The sequence below is a fragment of the Arthrobacter sp. NPDC058288 genome (assembly GCF_042880995.1).
In the GTDB taxonomy this organism is placed as follows: domain Bacteria; phylum Actinomycetota; class Actinomycetes; order Actinomycetales; family Micrococcaceae; genus Arthrobacter.
In genome coordinates, this window is the sequence record NZ_JBHVYH010000007.1 from 147,636 (window position 1) to 167,747 (window position 20,112).

General features: G+C 66.2%; 14 protein-coding genes. 5 read left to right on the plus strand and 9 right to left on the minus strand.

Annotation, left to right across the window (positions count from 1 at the left end; all coding sequences use genetic code 11):
• Window positions 1-47 precede the first annotated feature (47 nt).
• Window positions 48-2,546, plus strand: a complete 2,499-nt coding sequence (locus tag ACFVWT_RS17620) for a DNA topoisomerase (ATP-hydrolyzing) subunit A (protein WP_390250084.1) — start codon at window positions 48-50, stop codon at window positions 2,544-2,546.
• A gap of 9 nt (window positions 2,547-2,555) precedes the next feature.
• Window positions 2,556-3,074, plus strand: coding sequence for a DinB family protein (locus tag ACFVWT_RS17625; RefSeq protein WP_390250086.1), 519 nt, complete (start codon window positions 2,556-2,558; stop codon window positions 3,072-3,074).
• Between the two features lie 18 nt (window positions 3,075-3,092).
• On the opposite strand, the gene ACFVWT_RS17630 is transcribed toward ACFVWT_RS17625, so the two are convergent.
• From ACFVWT_RS17630 to ACFVWT_RS17645, 4 genes are read right to left on the minus strand one after another with little or no spacing between them, the layout of a single operon-like run.
• The gene (locus tag ACFVWT_RS17630) at window positions 3,093-4,112 is read right to left on the minus strand and encodes a GNAT family N-acetyltransferase (RefSeq protein WP_390250088.1); all 1,020 of its coding nucleotides are present in this window, start codon (window positions 4,110-4,112) and stop codon (window positions 3,093-3,095) included.
• Between the two features lie 9 nt (window positions 4,113-4,121).
• Window positions 4,122-7,712, minus strand: a complete 3,591-nt coding sequence (gene cydD / locus ACFVWT_RS17635; protein WP_390250090.1) for a thiol reductant ABC exporter subunit CydD — start codon at window positions 7,710-7,712, stop codon at window positions 4,122-4,124.
• Between the two features lie 6 nt (window positions 7,713-7,718).
• Window positions 7,719-8,768, minus strand: a complete 1,050-nt coding sequence (gene cydB / locus ACFVWT_RS17640; RefSeq protein WP_390250092.1) for a cytochrome d ubiquinol oxidase subunit II — start codon at window positions 8,766-8,768, stop codon at window positions 7,719-7,721.
• Window positions 8,769-8,787: 19 nt separating this feature from the next.
• On the minus strand, window positions 8,788-10,386 hold the full coding sequence (locus ACFVWT_RS17645) for a cytochrome ubiquinol oxidase subunit I (protein WP_390250094.1): 1,599 nt from the start codon (window positions 10,384-10,386) through the stop codon (window positions 8,788-8,790).
• 274 nt (window positions 10,387-10,660) lie between these two features.
• On the opposite strand from ACFVWT_RS17645, the gene ACFVWT_RS17650 reads away from it, so the two are divergent.
• Window positions 10,661-11,047: a BlaI/MecI/CopY family transcriptional regulator gene (locus ACFVWT_RS17650; protein WP_011691481.1), complete on the plus strand. Its 387-nt coding sequence runs from the start codon at window positions 10,661-10,663 to the stop codon at window positions 11,045-11,047.
• 6 nt (window positions 11,048-11,053) lie between these two features.
• Window positions 11,054-12,058 carry a M56 family metallopeptidase gene (locus ACFVWT_RS17655; RefSeq protein WP_390250096.1) on the plus strand — a complete coding sequence of 335 codons (1,005 nt, stop codon included), beginning with the start codon at window positions 11,054-11,056 and terminating at the stop codon, window positions 12,056-12,058.
• A gap of 18 nt (window positions 12,059-12,076) precedes the next feature.
• On the opposite strand, the gene ACFVWT_RS17660 is transcribed toward ACFVWT_RS17655, so the two are convergent.
• Entirely contained in the window at window positions 12,077-14,185 is a 2,109-nt protein-coding gene (locus tag ACFVWT_RS17660; RefSeq protein WP_390250098.1) for a type IIA DNA topoisomerase subunit B, read from the minus strand.
• A 223-nt stretch (window positions 14,186-14,408) separates the two neighbouring features.
• Between ACFVWT_RS17660 and ACFVWT_RS17665 the strand changes: the two genes are divergently transcribed.
• Window positions 14,409-14,630, plus strand: a complete 222-nt coding sequence (locus ACFVWT_RS17665) for a hypothetical protein (protein WP_209745915.1) — start codon at window positions 14,409-14,411, stop codon at window positions 14,628-14,630.
• A 181-nt stretch (window positions 14,631-14,811) separates the two neighbouring features.
• On the opposite strand, the gene ACFVWT_RS17670 is transcribed toward ACFVWT_RS17665, so the two are convergent.
• The 4 genes from ACFVWT_RS17670 to ACFVWT_RS17685 all read right to left on the minus strand — a co-directional run bounded on the left by ACFVWT_RS17670 (window position 14,812) and on the right by ACFVWT_RS17685 (window position 20,092).
• Window positions 14,812-16,134 (minus strand): RNA polymerase sigma factor, encoded by a 1,323-nt coding sequence (locus ACFVWT_RS17670; protein ID WP_390250100.1) that lies wholly within the window; start codon window positions 16,132-16,134, stop codon window positions 14,812-14,814.
• Between the two features lie 307 nt (window positions 16,135-16,441).
• Window positions 16,442-17,698 (minus strand): DUF4192 family protein, encoded by a 1,257-nt coding sequence (locus tag ACFVWT_RS17675; protein ID WP_390250102.1) that lies wholly within the window; start codon window positions 17,696-17,698, stop codon window positions 16,442-16,444.
• Between the two features lie 88 nt (window positions 17,699-17,786).
• Window positions 17,787-19,118, minus strand: coding sequence for a nitrate/nitrite transporter (locus ACFVWT_RS17680; protein ID WP_390250104.1), 1,332 nt, complete (start codon window positions 19,116-19,118; stop codon window positions 17,787-17,789).
• Between the two features lie 35 nt (window positions 19,119-19,153).
• Complete coding sequence (locus ACFVWT_RS17685; protein WP_390250106.1) at window positions 19,154-20,092, minus strand: proteasome assembly chaperone family protein; 939 nt, start codon at window positions 20,090-20,092, stop codon at window positions 19,154-19,156.
• Window positions 20,093-20,112: the final 20 nt, after the last annotated feature.

Sequence of the window (20,112 nt, forward strand, 5' to 3'; positions counted from 1 at the left end):
AGCCTAGCTAAAATTCGCCAGTAAACCGTTAAGGATCCACCAGCCTCATGGCCCGCCGCCAAAGTTCCGCCCCGGCAGGGGACGCCGTCCAGGACTACACCGAGAACATCGTTGACATCGACGTCACGTCGGAAATGGAAGGCTCGTTCCTCGAGTACGCCTACTCGGTCATCTATTCGCGGGCCCTTCCGGACGCCCGTGACGGCCTGAAGCCCGTGCAGCGGCGCATCCTCTACATGATGAGCGAGATGGGCCTGCGTCCGGACCGGGGCCATGTGAAGAGCGCCCGCGTGGTGGGCGAAGTCATGGGAAAGCTGCACCCTCACGGTGATACGGCGATCTACGACGCCATGGTCCGCATGGCGCAGGACTTTTCGCTGCGGCTGCCGTTGATAGACGGCCACGGCAACTTCGGCTCGCTCGACGACGGCCCGGCGGCCCCGCGCTATACCGAGGCCCGCCTCGCGGCGGCAGCGCTCAGCCTGACCGACCACCTCGATGAAGACGTAGTGGACTTCGTCCCCAACTACGACAACCAGCTGACGCAGCCGGATGTCCTCCCGGCGGCGTTCCCCAACCTGCTGGTCAACGGCGCCACGGGCATCGCCGTCGGCATGGCCACGAACATGGCCCCGCACAACCTCGTGGAGGTCATCTCCGCTGCCAGGCACCTGATCGCGAACCCGGAGGCCACCCTGGAGGACCTCATGCGGTTCGTTCCCGGCCCGGACCTGCCCACGGGCGGACGGATCGTGGGACTGGACGGCATCCGTGACGCGTACGCCACGGGCCGCGGCTCATTCAAGACCCGCGCCAAAGTGGAGGTGGAACAGCTGTCGGCCCGCCGCACCGGCCTGGTGGTCACGGAACTTCCCTACATGGTGGGCCCGGAGAAGGTGATCGAGAAGATCAAGGACGCCGTCAACGGCAAGAAGCTGACCGGCATCAGCGACATCGTGGACCTCACCGACCGCAAGCACGGCCTGCGGCTTGTCATCGAGCTGAAGAACGGCTTCAACCCGAACGCCGTGCTCCAGCAGCTCTACCGGTATTCGCCCATGGAAGATTCCTTCGGCATCAACAACGTGACGCTGGTGGACGGCCAGCCGCAGACCCTGGGCCTGGTGCAGCTCCTCTCCGTCTACGTTGAACACCGCATCAACGTAGTGCGGCGCCGTACCGCCTTCCGGCTGGAGAAGAAGAAGGACCGCCTGCACCTGGTGGAAGGTCTCCTGATCGCCATCGTGGACATCGACGAGGTCATCCAGATCATCCGGTCCTCCGACGAGGTAGCCGCAGCCCGCGAACGCCTCATGTCCATCTACGATCTCACTGAAATCCAGGCGAACTACATCCTGGAACTCCGGCTGCGGCAGCTGACCAAGTACTCGCGGATCGAGCTCGAAAAAGAGCAGGACCAGTTGAAGCGTGAAATCGCGGAGCTGGAGGCCATCCTGGGTTCGGACCAGCGCCTGCGCCAACTGGTGTCCGACGAGCTGGGCGAAATCGCCGAGAAGTACGGAACGCCCCGCCGGACGGTCCTGCTCGAGTCCGAAGCGGTCTCTCCCACTGTCGCCGCACTGGCGACTGCACCCGGCGGCAAGGGCAAGGCGGCCCCCCTCGCACTGGAAATCGCCGATGACCCCTGCTGGGCCATCCTGACCGCCAGCGGACAGATCGCCCGGACCTCCAACCAGGAGCCGCTCACCGAGTCCGGACCGCGGTCAAGGCACGACGTCTTCCGGTCAGTGGTGAAAACCTCCGCGCGCGGCGAGATTGCCGCCGTCACGTCATTGGGCCGGATGCTGCGCCTCCAGGTCATGGACATGCCCGTACTCCCGCCGATGTCGGGGCTTCCCAACCTGGCCGGCGGCGTCCCGGCCAAAGACTTCATCACGCTGCTGAAGGGCGAAACGCTGGTTGCGTTCGCTCCGCTGGACACGGTGCTGGCGATCGGTACGGCGCAGGGCATCGTCAAACGCGTGCAACCCGACTATCCCCTCAACCGCGAGGACTGGGAAGTCATTGCCCTCAAGGACAAGGACACGGTGGTGGGTGTGGAACCTGCCGGGGCGGACGACGTCGACCTCGTGTTCCTGACCAGGCAGGCCCAGTTGCTGCGCTTCAGCGCGGCAAATGTCCGTCCGCAGGGCCGCACGGCGGGCGGCATGGCGGGAATCAAGCTGGGCGCCGGGGACCAGGTGCTGTTCTTCGGCACCGTGGCCCCGGGTGACGAGGACGCGGTCGTGGTGACGGTGTCCGGGACCGAAGGCGCCCTGCCGGGCACGGCTCCGGGTGCAGGAAAAGTGACGGCGTTCGCGGAGTACCCGGCCAAGGGCCGGGCCACTGCGGGGGTGCGGGCACACCGGTTCCTGAAGGGCGAAGACACCCTCCTTATCGGCTGGGCAGGGCACGGTCCGGCCAAGGCGTCCTCGCTGGCAGGGGTGGCGCGGTCCCTTCCGCAGGAACATGGCCGCCGGGACGGCTCCGGCATCCCGCTGTCGCAGGCAGTGGAGGCCATTGGGCCCAGCATGACCTGGGCCTAGACTACTGGCATGCCTATCATCCCTGACGAAAAGGACTGGACCTGGGTGCTGACCCGGGTCTGCCCGGAATGCGGTTTCGACGCCTCGACAGTCACTCCGGCCACGGTTCCCGGGAGCGTCTCCAACATGCTTCCCCGCTGGCGGGCCGCCCTGCGCAGGCCTGACGTTGCGGAACGCCCGGACGAGGCCACGTGGTCAGTGCTGGAGTACGCATCGCACGTCCGGGATGTCTTTAGCCTCTTCGACCACCGGCTCAACCTGATGCTCACCGAAGACGACGCCCGGTTCGAGAACTGGGACCAGGACAAGACTGCGGTGGACCTGGACTATGCCAACGCGGACCCTGCCGTCGTCAGCGCCGAACTGACCGCCGAGGGAGAGCAGATCGCGGGCTCATTCGCGGGCGTGCACGAGGACGAGTGGGGCCGGAAAGGCTTCCGGAGCAACGGCTCCGAGTTCACGGTGTTGACCCTGGCACAGTACTTCCTGCACGACGTCGTCCATCACCTGCACGACGTCGACGCCTGAGCTACGCAGCCGGCCGCGTCAGCCGGGGACGGGAAATTCCTTGTCCCACGCCTGGCTCCTGTTGACCGCGGCATATCCCATCTTTTCGTAGAGGGCGAGTGCGCCGGTGGGATTCTCGGAATCGACGTCCAGCGAAGCGCGGTCCATCCCCGCCGCGGCAAAGCGCCGCATCGCGTCGGCGAGCAGGGCCTGGGCGATCCCGCGTCCGCGGTACTCGCGGCGGACGCCCAGCAGTTCCGTATACCCCTCGCTGTAGCCCCGGGATACCGCGCTGTCCGGGTCGTGGCTGGCGAGCTGGTAGCCTGCCACGCTTCCGGAGCCGCGGTCCAGGACCACAGCGCTCAGGTCCGGCCTGGCCTGCGGATCGTTGACGGTGAAACCCCAGGATTCCTCATCCCGTGGTTCGCTTCCCCAGTGGTCACGGAAGGCGGCGTTGTGGGCCAGCCTGACCTCCTCGCTGAGCTCCGGGCCCATGGTCACGAGGTCCAGCCCTTCATCGAGCCGCACTTCGGGAAGTGGAACGCCGTTCAGGGGCCGGTGCATCTCGTTGAAATAGCGCACCACCCGGAACCCGGCGTTGCGGAGCAGTTGCTGCTGGTGGTCGTGCTGCTGCTCTATGTGGATCCGCAGCCGCGGTACGGGGCCGCCGTCCTCCGCGAAGCGCCGGAGGGTTCGTTCGCTGAGCCATCCCAGCAGAGCCGTCCCGATCCCACGGTGCTGCCAGCCGGGATCGACGCAGCCGAAACCGTAGGCTTTTTCGCCGTCCCTGTTTTTCGTGATGCGGGCATAGGCCCGGGGAACCGCCCCGCGATCCAGCACCAGGAGGGTGTTGGCTGCGGGATGGTTCTTTTTCGATTGCAGGATCTGCCCGAGGTCGGCGGCACGCTCGAACCACACCGGCTTTTCCACCTCGGCCGTCCGGGCGATCAGGGCAGCCCACGCGTCAAGGTCACGTTCCGCGGCAGGACGCCATTCCAGGCCCGCGCCCGCGAGGGCCCTCCGCCAGGATGCGGACCTTGGCGCCTCGTCGTTCAGCATGGCAACAGGCTAGCTGTCGGCCCCCGACCGCGCCAGAACAGGCCCGGCATCCGCTCCGGCGTCAAGGTCCAGCCTGCGGTCGGCAGGGTCAATGTCGTCAGGATTGTGGGTCACCAGTACAACGGTCCGTCCGGCGAGCCCCTCGCGAAGGTCGGCCAGCATTTCCCTGCCCGCCTCCGCGTCCAGGTGCGCCGTGGGCTCGTCCAGCAGGATCACGTCGGCACCGGTCATCAGCGTCCTGGCAACAGCAAGCCGCTGACGCTCCCCGCCGCTTAGGAACGCACCGCCGGGACCGATCCGGGTGCCGGCGCCGTCCTCCAGCCGGCGCAGCAGCGGGTCCAGCCCCACTGCGGCGAGGGCGGCAGCCATTTCCTGTTCGGCGTCCCCTGGCGTCCCCTCCGGCCGGCCCAGCATGAGGTTGCCGCGGATGGTGGAATCGAAGAGGTGGGCCTCCTGCGGGCACCAGGCCGCCCGTCCGCTGACGGCTATCCGCCCCGAGTGCGGCGGCAGGAACCCCAGCATCACAGCCAGCAATGTTGACTTGCCGGCTCCGGAAGCGCCCGTCACGGCCAGCCAGCGGCCGGGTTCCGCCGTTGCGGAGATGCCCCTGAAGACCTCCGGTCCGCCAGGCCAGGCTGCGGAGAGTCCTTGAAGCTCCAGGCCGGGCAGCCCGTCCGGACGTGATGCGACCGGTTCCAGCCCGCCTGTCCCGGTATTCGCCCCGGGTGCCTCCCGGGCCCGGGGACCGGATATGCCCGGGTCCTCGGCAGAAGGGGCGTCCAGCACGTCGGCTTCGCTGATCCGGTTGAGCACCTGGCGGAGCGCCGGATACTGGCGGACCGCCGTCGTGATGGCGGCGTACGGATCCACCAGGGCCAGCTGCAGCAGGACCACGACGGCGGCGGTGGCCGGGGCCACGGACCCGTCCATCACCCCGGGGGCGGCCAGCACGGCACTGGCCAGTGCCGCGGAGCCGCAGGCCAGGACAGTGAGCGCCTGGCCCAGCCCTTCCGCCCACGCGGACCGCTGCGAGGCAGCTGTTGCCTCCTTGTCGGCGTCGCCGATGGCGGACAACACCGGGCCCGCAACACCGTTGGCGTGCAGTTCGGCCCGCGCATCCAGCGCCGCGGCGACGTCACGCAGCACCCCTGAACGGAGCCGCTGCTCGGCCTGCGCGGACATCCTGTCCGCCAGGAGTGCCGCCACTGGTGCGGCCGCCAGGGACACCAGGGCAGCGGCGATGGCTGCCGGCAGCGCCGCCGGCAGCAGCAGGGCCGTGGCCGCCACGGCTGAAGCGCCTACGGCCACTGCGGTCACGGGCGGCAGGACCACCCGGGGAAGCAGGTCCCGGACGGTGTCGACGTCGTCGATCACCGCGCCCAGTACGTTGCCGCCCTGCAGCAACCGGCGCAGGGACAGCGCCCTGCGGCTCAGCGAATCCCACAGCCGGCCCCGGAGCCTGGTGAGCGAGGCGAAGACCGCGTCATGCAGGAGGAGCCGTTCGGTGTAGCGCAGGACAGCCCTGCCGATGCCAAAGAACCGCACGCCCACGATGGCGGTGAGGAGGTACAGAATGGGCGGCTGCTCGCTTGCCCGGATGATGAGCCATCCGGACAGTCCTGCCAGGGCTACGGCGAAGAGCGCCGCCAAAACTCCCACGACGCCGGCCGATCCGAATTTCAGGGACTCCGGCTGCAGGAGCCTGACGATACGGGCCGGAGTGTTGCCACCGGCCTGTGCCCGGGCAGCCTTTCCGTCATCCGCGGGCGTGCTGGCGGCGGTGCGGGCGGGAATGACGAGCGGGGCGCTGCTTTCGAGGGCTTGTTCCACAGCCTCCGCCGCCCGCGCGGTCACTGCCGCCGGGGCCGTTCCCGTTGCCGGGGCCGTTCCTGTTGCCGGGGCGACCTCCCGGAACCCGGCGGCGGGGCCCACTGTGGGGCGGGCCGGGGCGGGGCCTGTGGCGACGGCCACGACATGGTCCGCGAGTTCGCGGGTGAGACGGTCGTGCGCCACCAGCAGGACGGTGGCCCGGCCGCGCAGTTTCAGGATGGATTCGTTGACCACGTTGGCGGATTCACGGTCCAGGTGTGCGGTGGGTTCGTCCAGGAGCAGCAACGTCGCACCGGCCTCAATCCGGGCCAGGCCACGCGCCAGGGCAACCCGGCGCAGCTCCCCCGGGCTTAGCTCGGCCGGGTGCTTTCCGGCCAGATGGCCCGCTCCGGCTGCGTCGAGGCAGCGCTGGGCAGCAGCGGCCGTGTCAGCGGCGGCGGCGCCGGTGTCCGCACCGTGCGCCACGTAGAGCCGCACTTCGGCGAGGACGCTTGTCGCCACCATGACCGGGTGCTGCGGCACCCAGGCGACGTCCGACCGCACGAACCCGGCAATGCGTCCGCTCACCACAGCACCGCCGCCGGTGCCTACGGTTCCGGCCAGGACGCCCAGGATGGTGCTCTTCCCGGCGCCACTGGCGCCGTCGAGGGCGGTGATCTGCCCGGCGGGAGCGTCAAAGCTGAGCGGCCCGACGGCGGGTTCCATCCGCCCGCCGTACGCCACCACCAGATTTCGGACAGTGACCACCGGAAGGTCGGCGGCGCCGTCGGACGCCTCCCCCCGGGGCTGCAGGCTGCCTGCCGGCCTGGTGCCGTCCTGCGGCACCAACGGCTGGACTTCAGGCGCATCCATGACCGCGGTGACCTCGGCCAGGGCGGCACGGCCGTCGTCACTGGCGTGGTGGGCGGTGCCCAGTTCCCGCAGCGGCAGGTAGCAGTCGGGTGCCAGGATGAGGGCCAGCAGTCCGGCCTCCAGCGCCATGTCCCCGTGCACCAGGCGCACACCGATGAAGACGGCCACGACGGCCACCGAGATCGTGGCGATCAGTTCGAGGGCAAGGGCGGACAGGAAGGCCGTCCGAAGGGTTTCCATGGTGCGGGACCGGTACTGCTCGGAAATATCCTCCAGCGCCTTGCGTTGGGCGCTGGCACGGCCCAGCCCGACCAGTACGGGCAGCCCTTTGGCCAGTTCCAGCATGTGGCCCGACAACCGGGCCAGGGCCGATTGCGCTGCCCGGACCCGGTCTTCGGTATAGCGTCCGATCAGCACCATAAAGACAGGTACCAGCGGCACCGTCAGCACGATCACCACCGCGCTGACCCAGTCGGCGAACAGGATCCGGGCGCCAAGCAGGAGCGGGATGGCGGCGCAGTTGACGAAGGCCGGCAGGAACTGGGTGTAGTAGCTGTCCAGCGCGTCGAGGCCCCTGGTGGCCAGGATGGCCAGGCCGCCGTCGGACGGACCTGCCGCACGCGTGCCGTTCCGCAGCGCACGTTCCAGCAAAGCGGCGCGCAGTTCTTCCTTGACCCCGAGGGCGGCCCGGCGGGACGCCACGCCCTGCGCCCAAACCGTCAGGGACCGAAGGATCACGCCGGCAAGTCCCCAGCCCAGCTGGTCTGCCCACGCCGGGCTCTGGGTTACCAGTCCAGCCAGGACGGATGCCACGGCCTGGGCCATGAGCACCAGCGACAATGCCTTGATGGCTGCAAGGAGGCCCAGCCAATACAACGCGAGACGGTTTGCGGGGCCGGCCGGGAACTGCGGTCTCATGTGGTCCTAGTCCTTGGGTGCCAGCGCCCTGGCGGCGATGGCGGGAAGGAAGCTGTGGGCTTCCGGAATGTGCGCGGCGCTGACGCGGCGGCGGAACACCCAGTAGGTCCAGGCCTGGTAAGCCAGCACCAGCGGCAGTCCCACGCAGGCCACGATACTCATCAGGCCCAGCGTGTAGTCGGAGGATGACGCATTGGAAATGGTCAGGTTGAAGTCCGGGCTGATGGTGGAGGGAAGCACCACCGGGAAGGCGGCACCGAAGATGGAGGCGCTGCCCAGGAGCAGGAACACCCCGAGCGACAGGAACGCCTTCCCTTCCAGGCCGTTCCGGCCAAATTGCCAGGCGAACACCGCAGCCACAACGGCAGCGGCAACCGCCGCGACTGTCCACACTTCGCCACTGAGAAGCTGGACGCTGATGGCCCAGCCGGCGATGGGGAGCAGAAGGACCGGCAGGAGGCGGACAAACCAGTTGCGGGCACGGTGCCTGACGTCCCCGTCGGTCTTCAGTGCCAGGAACGCCAGCGCGTGCAGCAGGGAGAAGCACACCACGGCCAGCCCGCCCAGGACGGCGTAACCGCTGAACCAGGCGAACGGTCCGCCTTCGCGGTCACCGTTCGCATTGATGGGAAGCCCGGTGGTTGTCAGGGCAAGCGCCGCACCGACGCCGAATGCAGCGACGAGGGATCCGGCCGCGATGGCCCAGTCCCACACCGCGCGCCAGCGGTCTGTGTCCACCTTGCCGCGGTATTCGAAGGCCACGGCGCGGAAGATGAGGGCCACGAGGACCAGCAGCAGGGGAAGGTAGAGGGCGGAGAACAGGGAGGCGTACCAGAGCGGGAAGGCGGCGAACGTAGCGCCGCCGGCGGTCAGCAGCCAGACCTCGTTGCCGTCCCAGACAGGTCCGATCGTGTTGAGCAGGACGCGGCGTTCGGTGTTGTTGCGGGCGAAGAGCTTCATCAGCATGCCGACGCCAAGGTCGAATCCTTCGAGAAAGAGGTATCCCGTCCACAACACCGCGATGGCGATGAACCAGATGGTGGGCAGCAGTTCCATTGTCGAATTTCCTCTGCGCTTAGTAGGCGAATGCCAGGACGTCGTCGGAGCCGCCGGGTTTGCCGGGGCCGGAGCCGGGTGCGGCGTCCTCGTTCTCGTCGACCGGGGCGTGGGCGAGTTCGGGCATGGCGGACACGACGCCGCCGCGGATGTACTTCACGAGCAGCTTCACCTCCACCACCAGCAGCACGGCGTACACGGCCGTCAGGACCACCAGGGACGTGAGCAGTTCTCCTGCGGAAACGCCGGGTGAAACCGCGGCTGCGGTGAACATGAACACCTGGTCGATGCCGCTGGGGTCCGGGTTGGGCGCCACAACGAACGGCTGGCGGCCCATTTCGGTGAAGATCCAGCCGGCAGCGTTAGCGCCGAAGGGTGCCATGATGCCGAATACTGCGAGCCGCATCAGCCCGCGGGACGCCGGCACGGTGCCCTTGCGGGTCAGCCAGAGGGCCACGAGTGCCGCGAGGGCAGCCAGGCCGCCGAAACCGATCATCATCCGGAAGCCCCAGTAGGTCACCTCCATGACGGGAACGTACTCGATCTCCTGCCCGGCCCGGTCACCGTAGATGGGGTTGTCCGGAAGGTGGGTCCCGTAATCGGCCTTGTACTGGTCCAGGAGGCTGTTGACGCCTTTCACCTCGGTGGTGAAGTCTCCCTTGGCAAGGAAGGACAGGATGCCGGGAACTTCGATGACCGCGACGATGTCGTCACAGTTCTTCGAACCGAGGTTGCCGACGCTCAACACGGAGAAACCGGTGCCGTCGTGGCACGCGGCCTCGGCCGCAGCCATCTTCATGGGCTGCTGTTCGAACATGAGCTTGCCCTGGAGGTCACCGGTGAGGGCCGTGCCGGCGAAGGAGATCATGGCGACGACGGCGCCGATCCGAAGGGAGCGGATCCAGACCTTGTAGTCAGTCTTGTCCCGGCCGGGAATGTCCGCTTCTCCGGGAATGACCTTGCCGTCAGTGCCGACGGTATCGATGCCGTCATGGCGCCGGCGCCAGAGGTGGTACCAGGCGATGCCCAGCAGGAAGCCTCCGGCCACGGCCAGGGCACCGAAGAGGGTGTGCGGCACGGCGACGAGGGCGGTGTTGTTGGTGAAGACGGCCCAGGCCTCTGTCATGACGGGGCGCCCGTTGATCATTTCCACGCCGACGGGGTGCTGCATCCAGCTGTTGGCCACGATGATGAAGTACGCGGAGAACACGGAGCCCACCACGGCGATCCAGAGGCAGGCAAGGTGCACTCCCCTTTTGAGCTGCTTCCAGCCGAAGATCCACAGCCCCAGGAAGGTGGATTCCACGAAGAAGGCAAGGAGTGCCTCGAGTGCCAGCGGCGCCCCGAACACGTCGCCGACGAAGCGGCTGTATTCGCTCCACGCCATTCCGAACTGGAACTCCTGGACGATGCCGGTGGCAACGCCCATGATGAAGTTGATGAGGAAGAGCTTCCCCCAGAACTTGGTCATGCGCAGGTACTCCGGTTTGCCGGTGCGGTACCAGACCGTCTGGATGACTGCCACCACGAGGCCGAGCCCGATGGTCAGCGGGACCATCATGAAGTGGTACACGGTGGTGATTCCGAATTGCCAGCGTGCAATTTCCAAAGCGTCCAAGGCAGTCCCTACTTTTGGCTAGGCTCTCATCAGTCCAAGACTTCTACGCTTCGTAGAAGACTAACTTCTACAGAGTGTAGAACACTTTCGGCCTGCAGTGTAAACAACAGTTCCACTGGCCGCAGCCACTGGCAAGGGTGCGACGCGCCGATTGTTCTACCTCATGTAGAAAGAAAGTCCAAAAAGAGGTAAATTTAGAACTTAAGTATTCGAACTACGTTCCGCGATCGCCGCTCAGGCTTCGCGGATCGGACCTTTAAGAAGGATGTACGGAATGGCAAGTCTTGGTGAACTGGAACGGGCAGTGATGGATCTGCTCTGGGCAGGCCAGGAAGCGGCCACCGCCAACACCCTGAGGGATCTGCTGGCGCAGAGCACCCAGGCCCAGGGCGGCACCGCCGGCCACGAAGGCAAGGATCTCGCCGTCACCACCGTCCTGACCGTGCTCTCACGCCTGGAGAAGAAAGGGCTTGTGGAACGCGAACGCGGCACCCGCCCGCACCGCTATCAGGCCGTATCCAGCCGGGCGGACCATACCGCCGAACTCATGCACGAGGTCCTGGGCTCGGCGCCGGACCGCGAAGCTGTCCTCGCCCGCTTTATTGGCTCCGTTACCGAAAGTGAAGCCGAAACGCTGCGCAAACTGCTTGGCCACATCTAACAGCGCATGTTCTGGACCTCATATTTGCTGGCGGTCCTGGCGATAGTCCTGGCGTGGCCGGTGCCTATCCTCCTTTCGCGTGCCCAATGGCCGTCCAGGTCACCATTCACCGCAATGCTGCTCTGGCAGGCGATCGGCCTCGCCGGCGGCCTGTCAATGATCGGGGCCATGCTGGTCTATGGCCTCGAGCCGATCGGTGACAACCTCCTGGCCGGCCTGCGCGGGCTGGCCGGCATGGTCCTTTTCAATGCCCCCACGACCGCGCTCGGCTTCTGGCATCTTTTCGCGCTGTCGGCGGCGGCCCTCCTCACCGCGCACCTCGTCTTTACGCTGCTATTGACCTACTACCGGATCGAACGCCAGCGCAGGCGCCACCGCGAACTCCTGGCGCTGCTGGCGTCACCATCCACGGACGGTCCGGGAACCGTGGTCATCAACCACGATTCCCCCGTAGCGTATTGCCTCCCCGGCGGCGCGCGCTCCGTCACCGTCCTGAGCGACGGTCTGATGGCGGCCCTGGAGCCTGCAGAACTGCGCGCCGTGCTGATCCACGAAAACGCCCACCTGAGCCAGCGCCACCACCTACTGCTGTGGGCTTTCGCGGCGTGGCGCCAGGCCCTCCCCTGGCTTCCGACCACCCGCCTCGCCCAGGAAGCCGTGAGCTCGCTGATCGAAATGCTCGCTGACGATGTCGCACTGAAGACCGAAAGCAAAGCCACGCTGATCAAGGCCATCGCCATTGTTGCCAGCGGACCAAGCGGTGTTCCCGCCAGCCGGGTGGGGTTCAATGGCGCCGGACTTCCCTCGGCCGCAGACGGAATAGTCGACGGCGGCATCCAGGGTGCGTCCGGCGGTGCCGGTTCTGCGGGCACCACAGCATCCAGGGTGAGCCGGCTCCTGTCCCCCAAGGACCCGCTGCCGGCACCGCTGCGGTCCGTTGTCCTGGCAGGCTGCCTGCTCCTGCTTGCGGTGCCCACAGCCCTGCTGATCGTCCCGGGGCTGCTCGGCTAGCAGGCAACGCCGCCTGGGTCAGGCGTCGATCCGCTCCCGGTCCAAGCCCGCAGCACCGGCGATGATGAAGTCCTTGCGCGGCGCGACATCGGAGCCCATGAGCAGATCGAACGTTTCCTCCGCCTGCTTGGCGTTTTCGATCCCCACCTTGCGCAGAGTACGGTGGCGCGGGTCCATGGTGGTCTCGGCCAGCTGTTCAGCATCCATTTCACCCAGGCCCTTGTAGCGCTGAATGGGCTCCTTGTAGCGCTTGCCCTCCTTGGCCAGCCTGGCCAGCAGCACGTGGAGTTCGGCCTCGGAGTAGGTGTAGATCATCTCGTTGGCCTTCTGCCCGGCATTGATCACCTCCACCCGGTGCAGCGGCGGCACGGCGGCGAACACCCTGCCCTCATCGATCATGGGCCGCATGTAGCGGAAGAAGAGGGTGAGAAGCAGAGTGCGGATGTGGGCGCCGTCCACATCGGCGTCCGTCATGAGGATCACCTTGCCGTAGCGCGCGGCAGCAATGTCAAAGCTGCGCCCGGACCCTGCACCCACCACCTGGATCAGTGCCGCGCACTCGGCGTTGGACAGCATGTCCCCCACCGAGGCCTTCTGGACGTTGAGGATCTTGCCGCGGATCGGCAGCAGCGCCTGGAAGTCCGAGGAACGGGCCAGCTTTGCGGTACCCAGTGCGGAATCGCCTTCCACGATGAACAATTCCGAGCGGGCCACGTCATCGGTGCGGCAATCGGCGAGCTTTGTGGGCATCGACGACGTCTCCAGGGCGTTTTTCCGGCGCTGTGTCTCCTTGTGGACGCGCGCCGAAATGCGGGACTTCATCTCGCTGACAATTTTTTCCAGGAGGAGGGCGGACTGCGCCTTGTCATTGCGGTTTGCCGAGTTCAGTTTCGCGTTGATTTCCTTTTCCACCACACGGGCCACAATGGCCCGGACCGCGGACGTGCCGAGGATCTCCTTGGTCTGGCCTTCGAACTGCGGCTCAGCCAGGCGTACTGTCAGCACGGCGGTCAGCCCAGCGAAGATGTCATCTTTTTCGATCTTGTCGTTGCCGGCCTTGAGCTTGCGGGCGTTCGCTTCCACGGCCTTGCGGAAGGTCTTTACCAGCGCCTGTTCGAAACCGGACTGGTGCGTCCCGCCCTTGGGAGTGGAGATGATGTTGACGAAGCTGCGGACGGTGCTGTCGTAACCGATTCCCCAACGGAGGGCCACGTCCACTTCACAGTCGCGCTCCACCTCGGCCAACTGGCTGTGTCCGCGCTCGTCCAGGACGGGAACGGTTTCCTTGAACTTCCCCGAGCCGTGCAGCCGCCAGGTGTCGGTGACGGCAGGATCCGCTGCGAGGAAGTCCACGAACTCGGAGATGCCTCCGTCATGGTGGAAGATTTCCTCGTGGCCGTCCAGCTCGCCCGGGGTGCCCGGAATCCGTCGCTGGTCGCGGACTGTCAGCTTTAGGCCCGGGATCAGGAAGGACGTCTGCCTGGCCCGTGCGGCCAGCTCGTCATAGGAGAATTTGGCGTCCGGGGTGAAGATCTGGCGGTCCGCCCAGTAGCGGATCCGGGTGCCGGTGACGCCGCGCTTGGCCTTGCCCACGACGTCCAGGACGGAGTCATTCACGAACGGTTCGAATGCCGCCGCGGGGTCGGGCTTCGTGCCCGGGTCCTTGAACCGACCCGGCTCACCGCGCCGGAAGGACATCTTGTAGGTCTTCCCGCCGCGGTCCACTTCCACGTCCAGCCGGGAGGACAGGGCGTTAACCACCGAAGCACCCACGCCGTGCAAACCACCGGACGCAGTGTAGGAGCCGCCGCCGAATTTTCCTCCAGCGTGCAATTTGGTGAAAACAACCTCGACGCCGGTCAGTCCGGTCTTGGGCTCAACGTCAATGGGGATGCCACGTCCGTCATCGTGGATCTCCACCGAATTGTCGGCATGCAGGATGATCTTGATGTCGTGCCCAAAGCCGGCCAGCGCCTCGTCGACGGAGTTGTCGATGATTTCCCACAGGCAATGCATCAAGCCGCGGGAGTCGGTGGAACCGATGTACATGCCCGGGCGCTTGCGGACGGCCTCAAGGCCTTCCAGTACAGACAGGTGCCGGGCGGTGTAATCAGAACTTGGTGCCACGGGTTGTGAACTCCTTCAGTGACGGAACAACTAATGCTTTAGACGCTCTTCCTAGGTTAGTCGGCCCACGCCGGGACGCCCGCCAGCCACTCCAGCAGCGGCATGATCGGGCGGACCCCGTTACGGAACGGTGATACGCGCACAGCGAAAGTGATCCATCCTTGTCATGGTTTTGCTACGAATGCTGGTTATATAGATATACAGATCTACTAAGGAGGCCGAAATGACAACAGCAGTTGCGGACCGCACGCTCAACGCACTGGACCGGTGCGATCGTTGCGGAGCACAGGCGTACGTCCGGGTTGTTCTCGAGTCCTCCGGCGGGGAGCTGCTCTTCTGCGGCCACCACGCTCGGGCTGTCGAAGCGACGCTCAAGCCGCTGAGTTCCGGCTGGCACGATGAGACCGGCCGGCTCCACGAGAAGCCCACGGTATCGGTGGACTAAGCAACTCTCTGATGACAAAACAGGGCTCCTCCGCTTGGGAGGGGCCCTGTTTGTTTGCCCATCGAATTCCCGGGCAGTGCACTCACTGCGAAAGGCCCCGCCGCTGGCGGGGCCTTTCGCAGTGAGTGAACCCGGAGCGGCCGGGCAAACGCGCCGGCCGCTCCGGCTCTGGCAGTGCCGCCTAGTCCAGGTAGTCGCGCAGGACCTGGGACCGGGACGGGTGCCGCAGCTTGGACATCGTTTTGGATTCGATCTGGCGGATACGCTCTCGCGTCACTCCGTAGACCTTGCCGATTTCGTCTAAAGTCTTCGGCTGTCCGTCGGTGAGGCCGAACCGCATGGCCACAACGCCCGCTTCGCGCTCGGACAAGGTGTCCAGCACCGAGTGCAGCTGTTCCTGCAACAGGGTGAAGCTGACCGCGTCGGCAGGAACCACAGCTTCGGAGTCCTCGATGAGGTCACCGAACTCGGAATCGCCGTCCTCGCCCAGGGGAGTGTGCAAGGAGATCGGCTCGCGGCCGTACTTCTGGACTTCCACGACCTTCTCGGGGGTCATGTCCAGTTCGAGGGCCAGCTCCTCGGGCGTTGGTTCGCGGCCGAGGTCCTGCAGCATCTGGCGCTGGACACGGGCCAGCTTGTTGATGACTTCCACCATGTGCACCGGGATGCGGATGGTGCGGGCCTGGTCAGCCATGGCGCGGGTGATGGCCTGGCGGATCCACCAGGTGGCGTAGGTGGAGAACTTGAAGCCCTTGGTGTAGTCAAACTTCTCGACTGCACGGATGAGGCCCAGGTTGCCTTCCTGGATGAGGTCCAGGAAAAGCATGCCGCGGCCGGTGTAGCGCTTGGCCAAGGAAACTACCAGACGGAGGTTGGCCTCCAGCAGGTGGTTCTTGGCGCGCTTGCCATCGTGGATGACGAATTCGAGCTCGCGCTTGAGCTTCGGATCCATGGAACCGTCGTCAGCCGCGATTTTCTCTTCGGCGAACAAGCCCGCCTCGATGCGGAGGGCAAGGTCCACTTCCTGCTCAGCGTTCAGCAGGGCAACCTTGCCGATCTGCTTCAGGTAGTCCTTGACGGGGTCGGCGGTGGCGCCGGCCGACATGACCTGCTGGACCGGGGCGTCGTCATCATCGGCATCGGAGTAAACGAAGCCGGTTCCGGTAGCAGCGGCGCCGGTCTTGCTGGCGGCTTCCTCCTCGGTCAGCTCGGACGGATCCGGAGTCACGTCGTCCAGATCTTCATCCAGTTCGACATCCTCTGTATCGTCGTCGTCCGACGTGCGCGTCTTGCCGGCCTCGGCGGCAGCCTTGGCGCCGGGCTTGGGTCCACGCTTTTTGGGCTCGGGCTTCACCGGGGCGCCGCCCTCGGCGGAAGCAGCATCTTTGACAGCCTTATTGGCTGCACGCGTGGCGGCACGCTTGGCGCTCGTCGCCGCCTTCTTCTCCTCAGGGGACAATTCGGCCTGGTCGGCGGGTTCCTTCTTCGCGGAAGACGGGGTCACAGAAAACCTTTCTAGCGGCGGTCTGTGGAATCACCATGCGGGCAACACCACTATGACCCTGTCAAGTCCGTGATTCACATCAGGTGCGATCGCGGCCGGCAGAGTCATTAAGTAGAACTGCCGGAGCGGCCGTAATGTTCCCGTTTCCGGGCATCACTACATGCACTTGATTCACGGACCCAACCGGGTCTCGGCATCCATTGTCTCATGGTTTTCCCAATCGGCGCCTCATCGCGGCCAGCAGGCCCGAATGTTTCTGCCGGGCGGCCGCTTCCTGCCGGACCTGACGGGCCGGGAGCAGGGGCCCCTAGGCCGCATCCGTTTCGAACTTCTGCCAGGCGGCGTCACGGCGCCCGGCCCATCCGCACAGCGTGCCCCGGCTGACGAGTTCGGACAGAAGCTCAGCCAGCCGGTATCCGGGGTGCACAACGATGGCTTGGTCCAGCAGCGCGTGCGCAAACGAACCTCTGCCCCGGCACCACTCGATCCAGCCCCGCCCCGTGAGGGACGCCGCGCCACCTTCTCCCTCGCCCGCCGCACAGAGTTGCCGCAGGATGACCTCCAGCGCCCGCATCCGGTCCCAGCGGGGTGAAGCCGGCGCCAGCCCCAGCAGCACATCCCCATATCCGGGGACCGGGTAGGCGGCATCCTCGAAGGGGGCCGCCGACGGCAGTCCGTCCAAGGGCGGTGATACCACCGGCAGGTCACTGTCCGGGTCGAAGACCCCGAAGTCCTCGGCGCCCTGCTCCGCCGCATGCCGGCCCGCCGCACTCATCACCAGCACAGCGTCACGCCAGTGGGGAATACGAAGGGAAGCGCGGAGGTATCCGGCCAGCCCGGCCGGAAGCTGCCGGCCCGGTTCAGCCGCCAGCACGCAGCCCCAGACGTCCAAAACCTTCGCTAACTGGGACCGGCTCCCCCTCAGCGCCACCAGTTCCGTGGCCCACCGGTGTTCCGACTCCAGCACGGCCGCATCGGCCGGCGCCTCTGCGTGCCGGGCAGCGGCCTCGGCAGAAGGGTCCTCGCCCACGCTGCTCCCCCGGAAGACCATCTCCGCGTTTAGCCTGCTGTCCCTGATCTCATCCACCGACCGCCCCGGAAACGGACAGCAGGACGGGTCAAAGCAATAAGCGTTCCGCCAGAAGGCCTCGCCGACATACCAGGCGTCACGGACAGGACGCCCGGACAATGCCAGCTCGACCTCCAGCTCTACCAACAGCCACGCCAATGTGCCCTCCGCGGGCGCCCCGGAGGGGACAGCGCCGGGAACAGCCGGCCCTTCAACCCACCCTTCATTGCTGAAAAGCACCAGCAGGCTACCGTCGGCCTCCTGGTCCGCTTCAAGGTAGTCCCTGACGGTGCGCGCGAAACGGTGCAGCCCGGGGCCGGAATCGAGTCGGGGCAAGTCCACTCGGAGGGTGGCCCCCAGTCGTTTTCCCTGCATGGTCATGGCCACCAGGCTGTTGGCCGGCCAATAGCCAAGGGAGTGCGGAATGAAGCCCAGGATGTCCTCCGGGCCGGAGATGGTCAGTCGTTCTGGAGTCGGTCGTTCTGGAGGTGTCATGCATCAAGACTGGAACCGACGGCGACCCGCCGTCAGCCCGGCACCGCCCCTATGTGCGTAATTGCCCTATGTGGACAACGCTGGAAACCTATTCAGCCCGGCGGCGCTCCAGGTTTCTCCGGCGCTGCTGTGCGAGCGCTTTGAGCAGGGGCGGGACAACAACACCCTGGGCGGCCATCTGGCGCCGGACCTTCCGCCGGGTGGCGATGATGGCGGCCGATCCGATGCCGATCAGCACAAACTGGACGCTCAGAGCGATCCGGAACGGATCGAGGCCATAGAGCTCTCCCCGGGAGAACCCGGTGGCGTGGAGGACGTCGAGCACAACGCCTACGAGGTAGATGGCAACGAGCGCTGCAATGAATCCGCCCACGTTCACGATTCCGGTGGCTGTTCCGATCCGGTGGGCGGGATTAAAGGTACGTGCAAAGTCGAAACCGATCATGGAACCGGGACCGCCGATGGCCAGCACCACCACGAGTCCGGCGAGCATCCAGAGCGGAGACCGTCCCGGCATGAGCAGCACAGCGGCCCAGGCGGCCGCCGTCGTGGCTGCAATCAGGAGCACCATCGTGGAGCGGCGGAGCGGGTGCCGGGAAACGAACCTGCCGATCAGCGGACCGGCGGCGATGGCCGCTGCAACGTAAACGGACATCAGGCCGGACACCGTAGCCGCATCGAGTCCCTGGGCGGAAATCAGGAACGGGTATCCCCAGGTCATGGCGAACACCGTGCCGCTGAACTGGATCGTGAAGTGGCTCCACAGCCCCAGCCTGGTGCCGGGCTGCCGCCAGGCGCGGGAGAGGGAGATGCCGGTGGCCCTGAGTCCCTGGCCCGTTTCCGCGCGAGGGTGGCCCGGCGGCTGGTCCTTCAACACGGCCAGCACCAGGACGACGGCGAGAGCGGACATCGCGGCAAGGGTCAGGAAGGCAGGGGTCCAGCCGGCCGAGTGGAGGATGATGGCAAAAGGGACAACGCTGAAGAGCTGTCCAAGCTGGCCCGACATTCCTGTCAGCTGCGTAATAAGCGGCACCCTCGCTGGCGCGAACCACAGCGGAATCAGCCGGATCACTGAGATAAACGTCATCGCGTCCCCGGCGCCCACCAAGACCCGGCCGAGCACTCCGCCGGGAATGTTGTCCGCGAAGGCCAGCTGGAGCTGCCCAAGGCCCATCAGGACCGCTCCCCCGGCAATCATGGTCCGCGATCCCAGGCGGTCAACGAGGACACCCACCGGGATCTGAAGCCCTGCGTAGACCAGCAGCTGCAGCACGGTAAAGAACGAGATTTCCGCCGCGGCGGCATGGAACCGCTCTGTCGCTTCAAGTCCCACCACGCCAAAGGAGGTGCGCTGGCTGACGGCGACGAGATACGCAAATATTCCGACGGTCCAGATGAGCCAGGCGCGCGGTGCAGTCACGTCTCCATTATGCCCGCTGCCCGCATAAGTCCTATTTATTGACGGGGCTCTTCGCGGGCCAGATAGGCCTCCACTGCGGCGCCCAAGGCGTCAGCGTTCGGCAATTCGTCGTTTTCGTCGGCCAGCAAGGACCGGCGCACCGTGCCTTCGGCTTTCTCGTCATAGCGGGTCTCCAGGCGCGAAACCACCTGCTGGACTTCTTCGGAGGCCTCGAGCTGCTCGGCAATCTGGCGCCCCACTTCGCGGCCGGCCTCACGCAGGCGGTCTGTCGGCAACATCAGTGACGTCGCGGCCCCGAGGTACTCAAGACCGGCCACGGCCGCGTTGGGGTATTCGGCTTCGGCGAGGTAATGCGGAACGTGGATGACGTACCCGGCAATATTGCGGCCCGCGGCCGTGAGGCGCAGTTCAAGGATGTGGCCCACCGCAGCGGGCACCTCCACCGTGGGCTTCCAGACCGAGATCCCTTCGATGAGCTCCGGACGGTTGCCGTGAACGGTGACTCCCACCGGCCGGGTGTGGGGAACAGGCATCGGGATGGAGTGGATCCAGGTCACCAGGTTCACATCGAGGTGCTCGACGATCCGGACGACCGCGCGGGCGAACCGCTCCCACTGCAGGTCGGGCTCGAAGCCGGCCAGGAACAGGAACGGCTTGCCCAGCCCGTCAACCAGCCGGTACAAGGCCAGGCTGGGGGCCTGGTAATCCTGGAGGTGGTCCTCCACGAACGTGACGTGCGGCCGGCGCGAGCGGTAGTCGATCAACTGGTCGGCATCAAAGACGGCCACGACCTCCGACTCGAGAGTGTCCAGCAGCTCGGCGGTAATCTGTTTGACCACGTGACCGGCGTCCGCGAATCCCGTGAAGCCCATCACCAGATTGAGCCCGCGGAGTTCCGGGTTGTCGAACAGCTCGGCGTTGCTCACATAGAGAGCATCGGGGTCCAGCAGGGAGCCGGAAATCCGTTCAAGCACGGCATGTTCCTTTCGCAGTG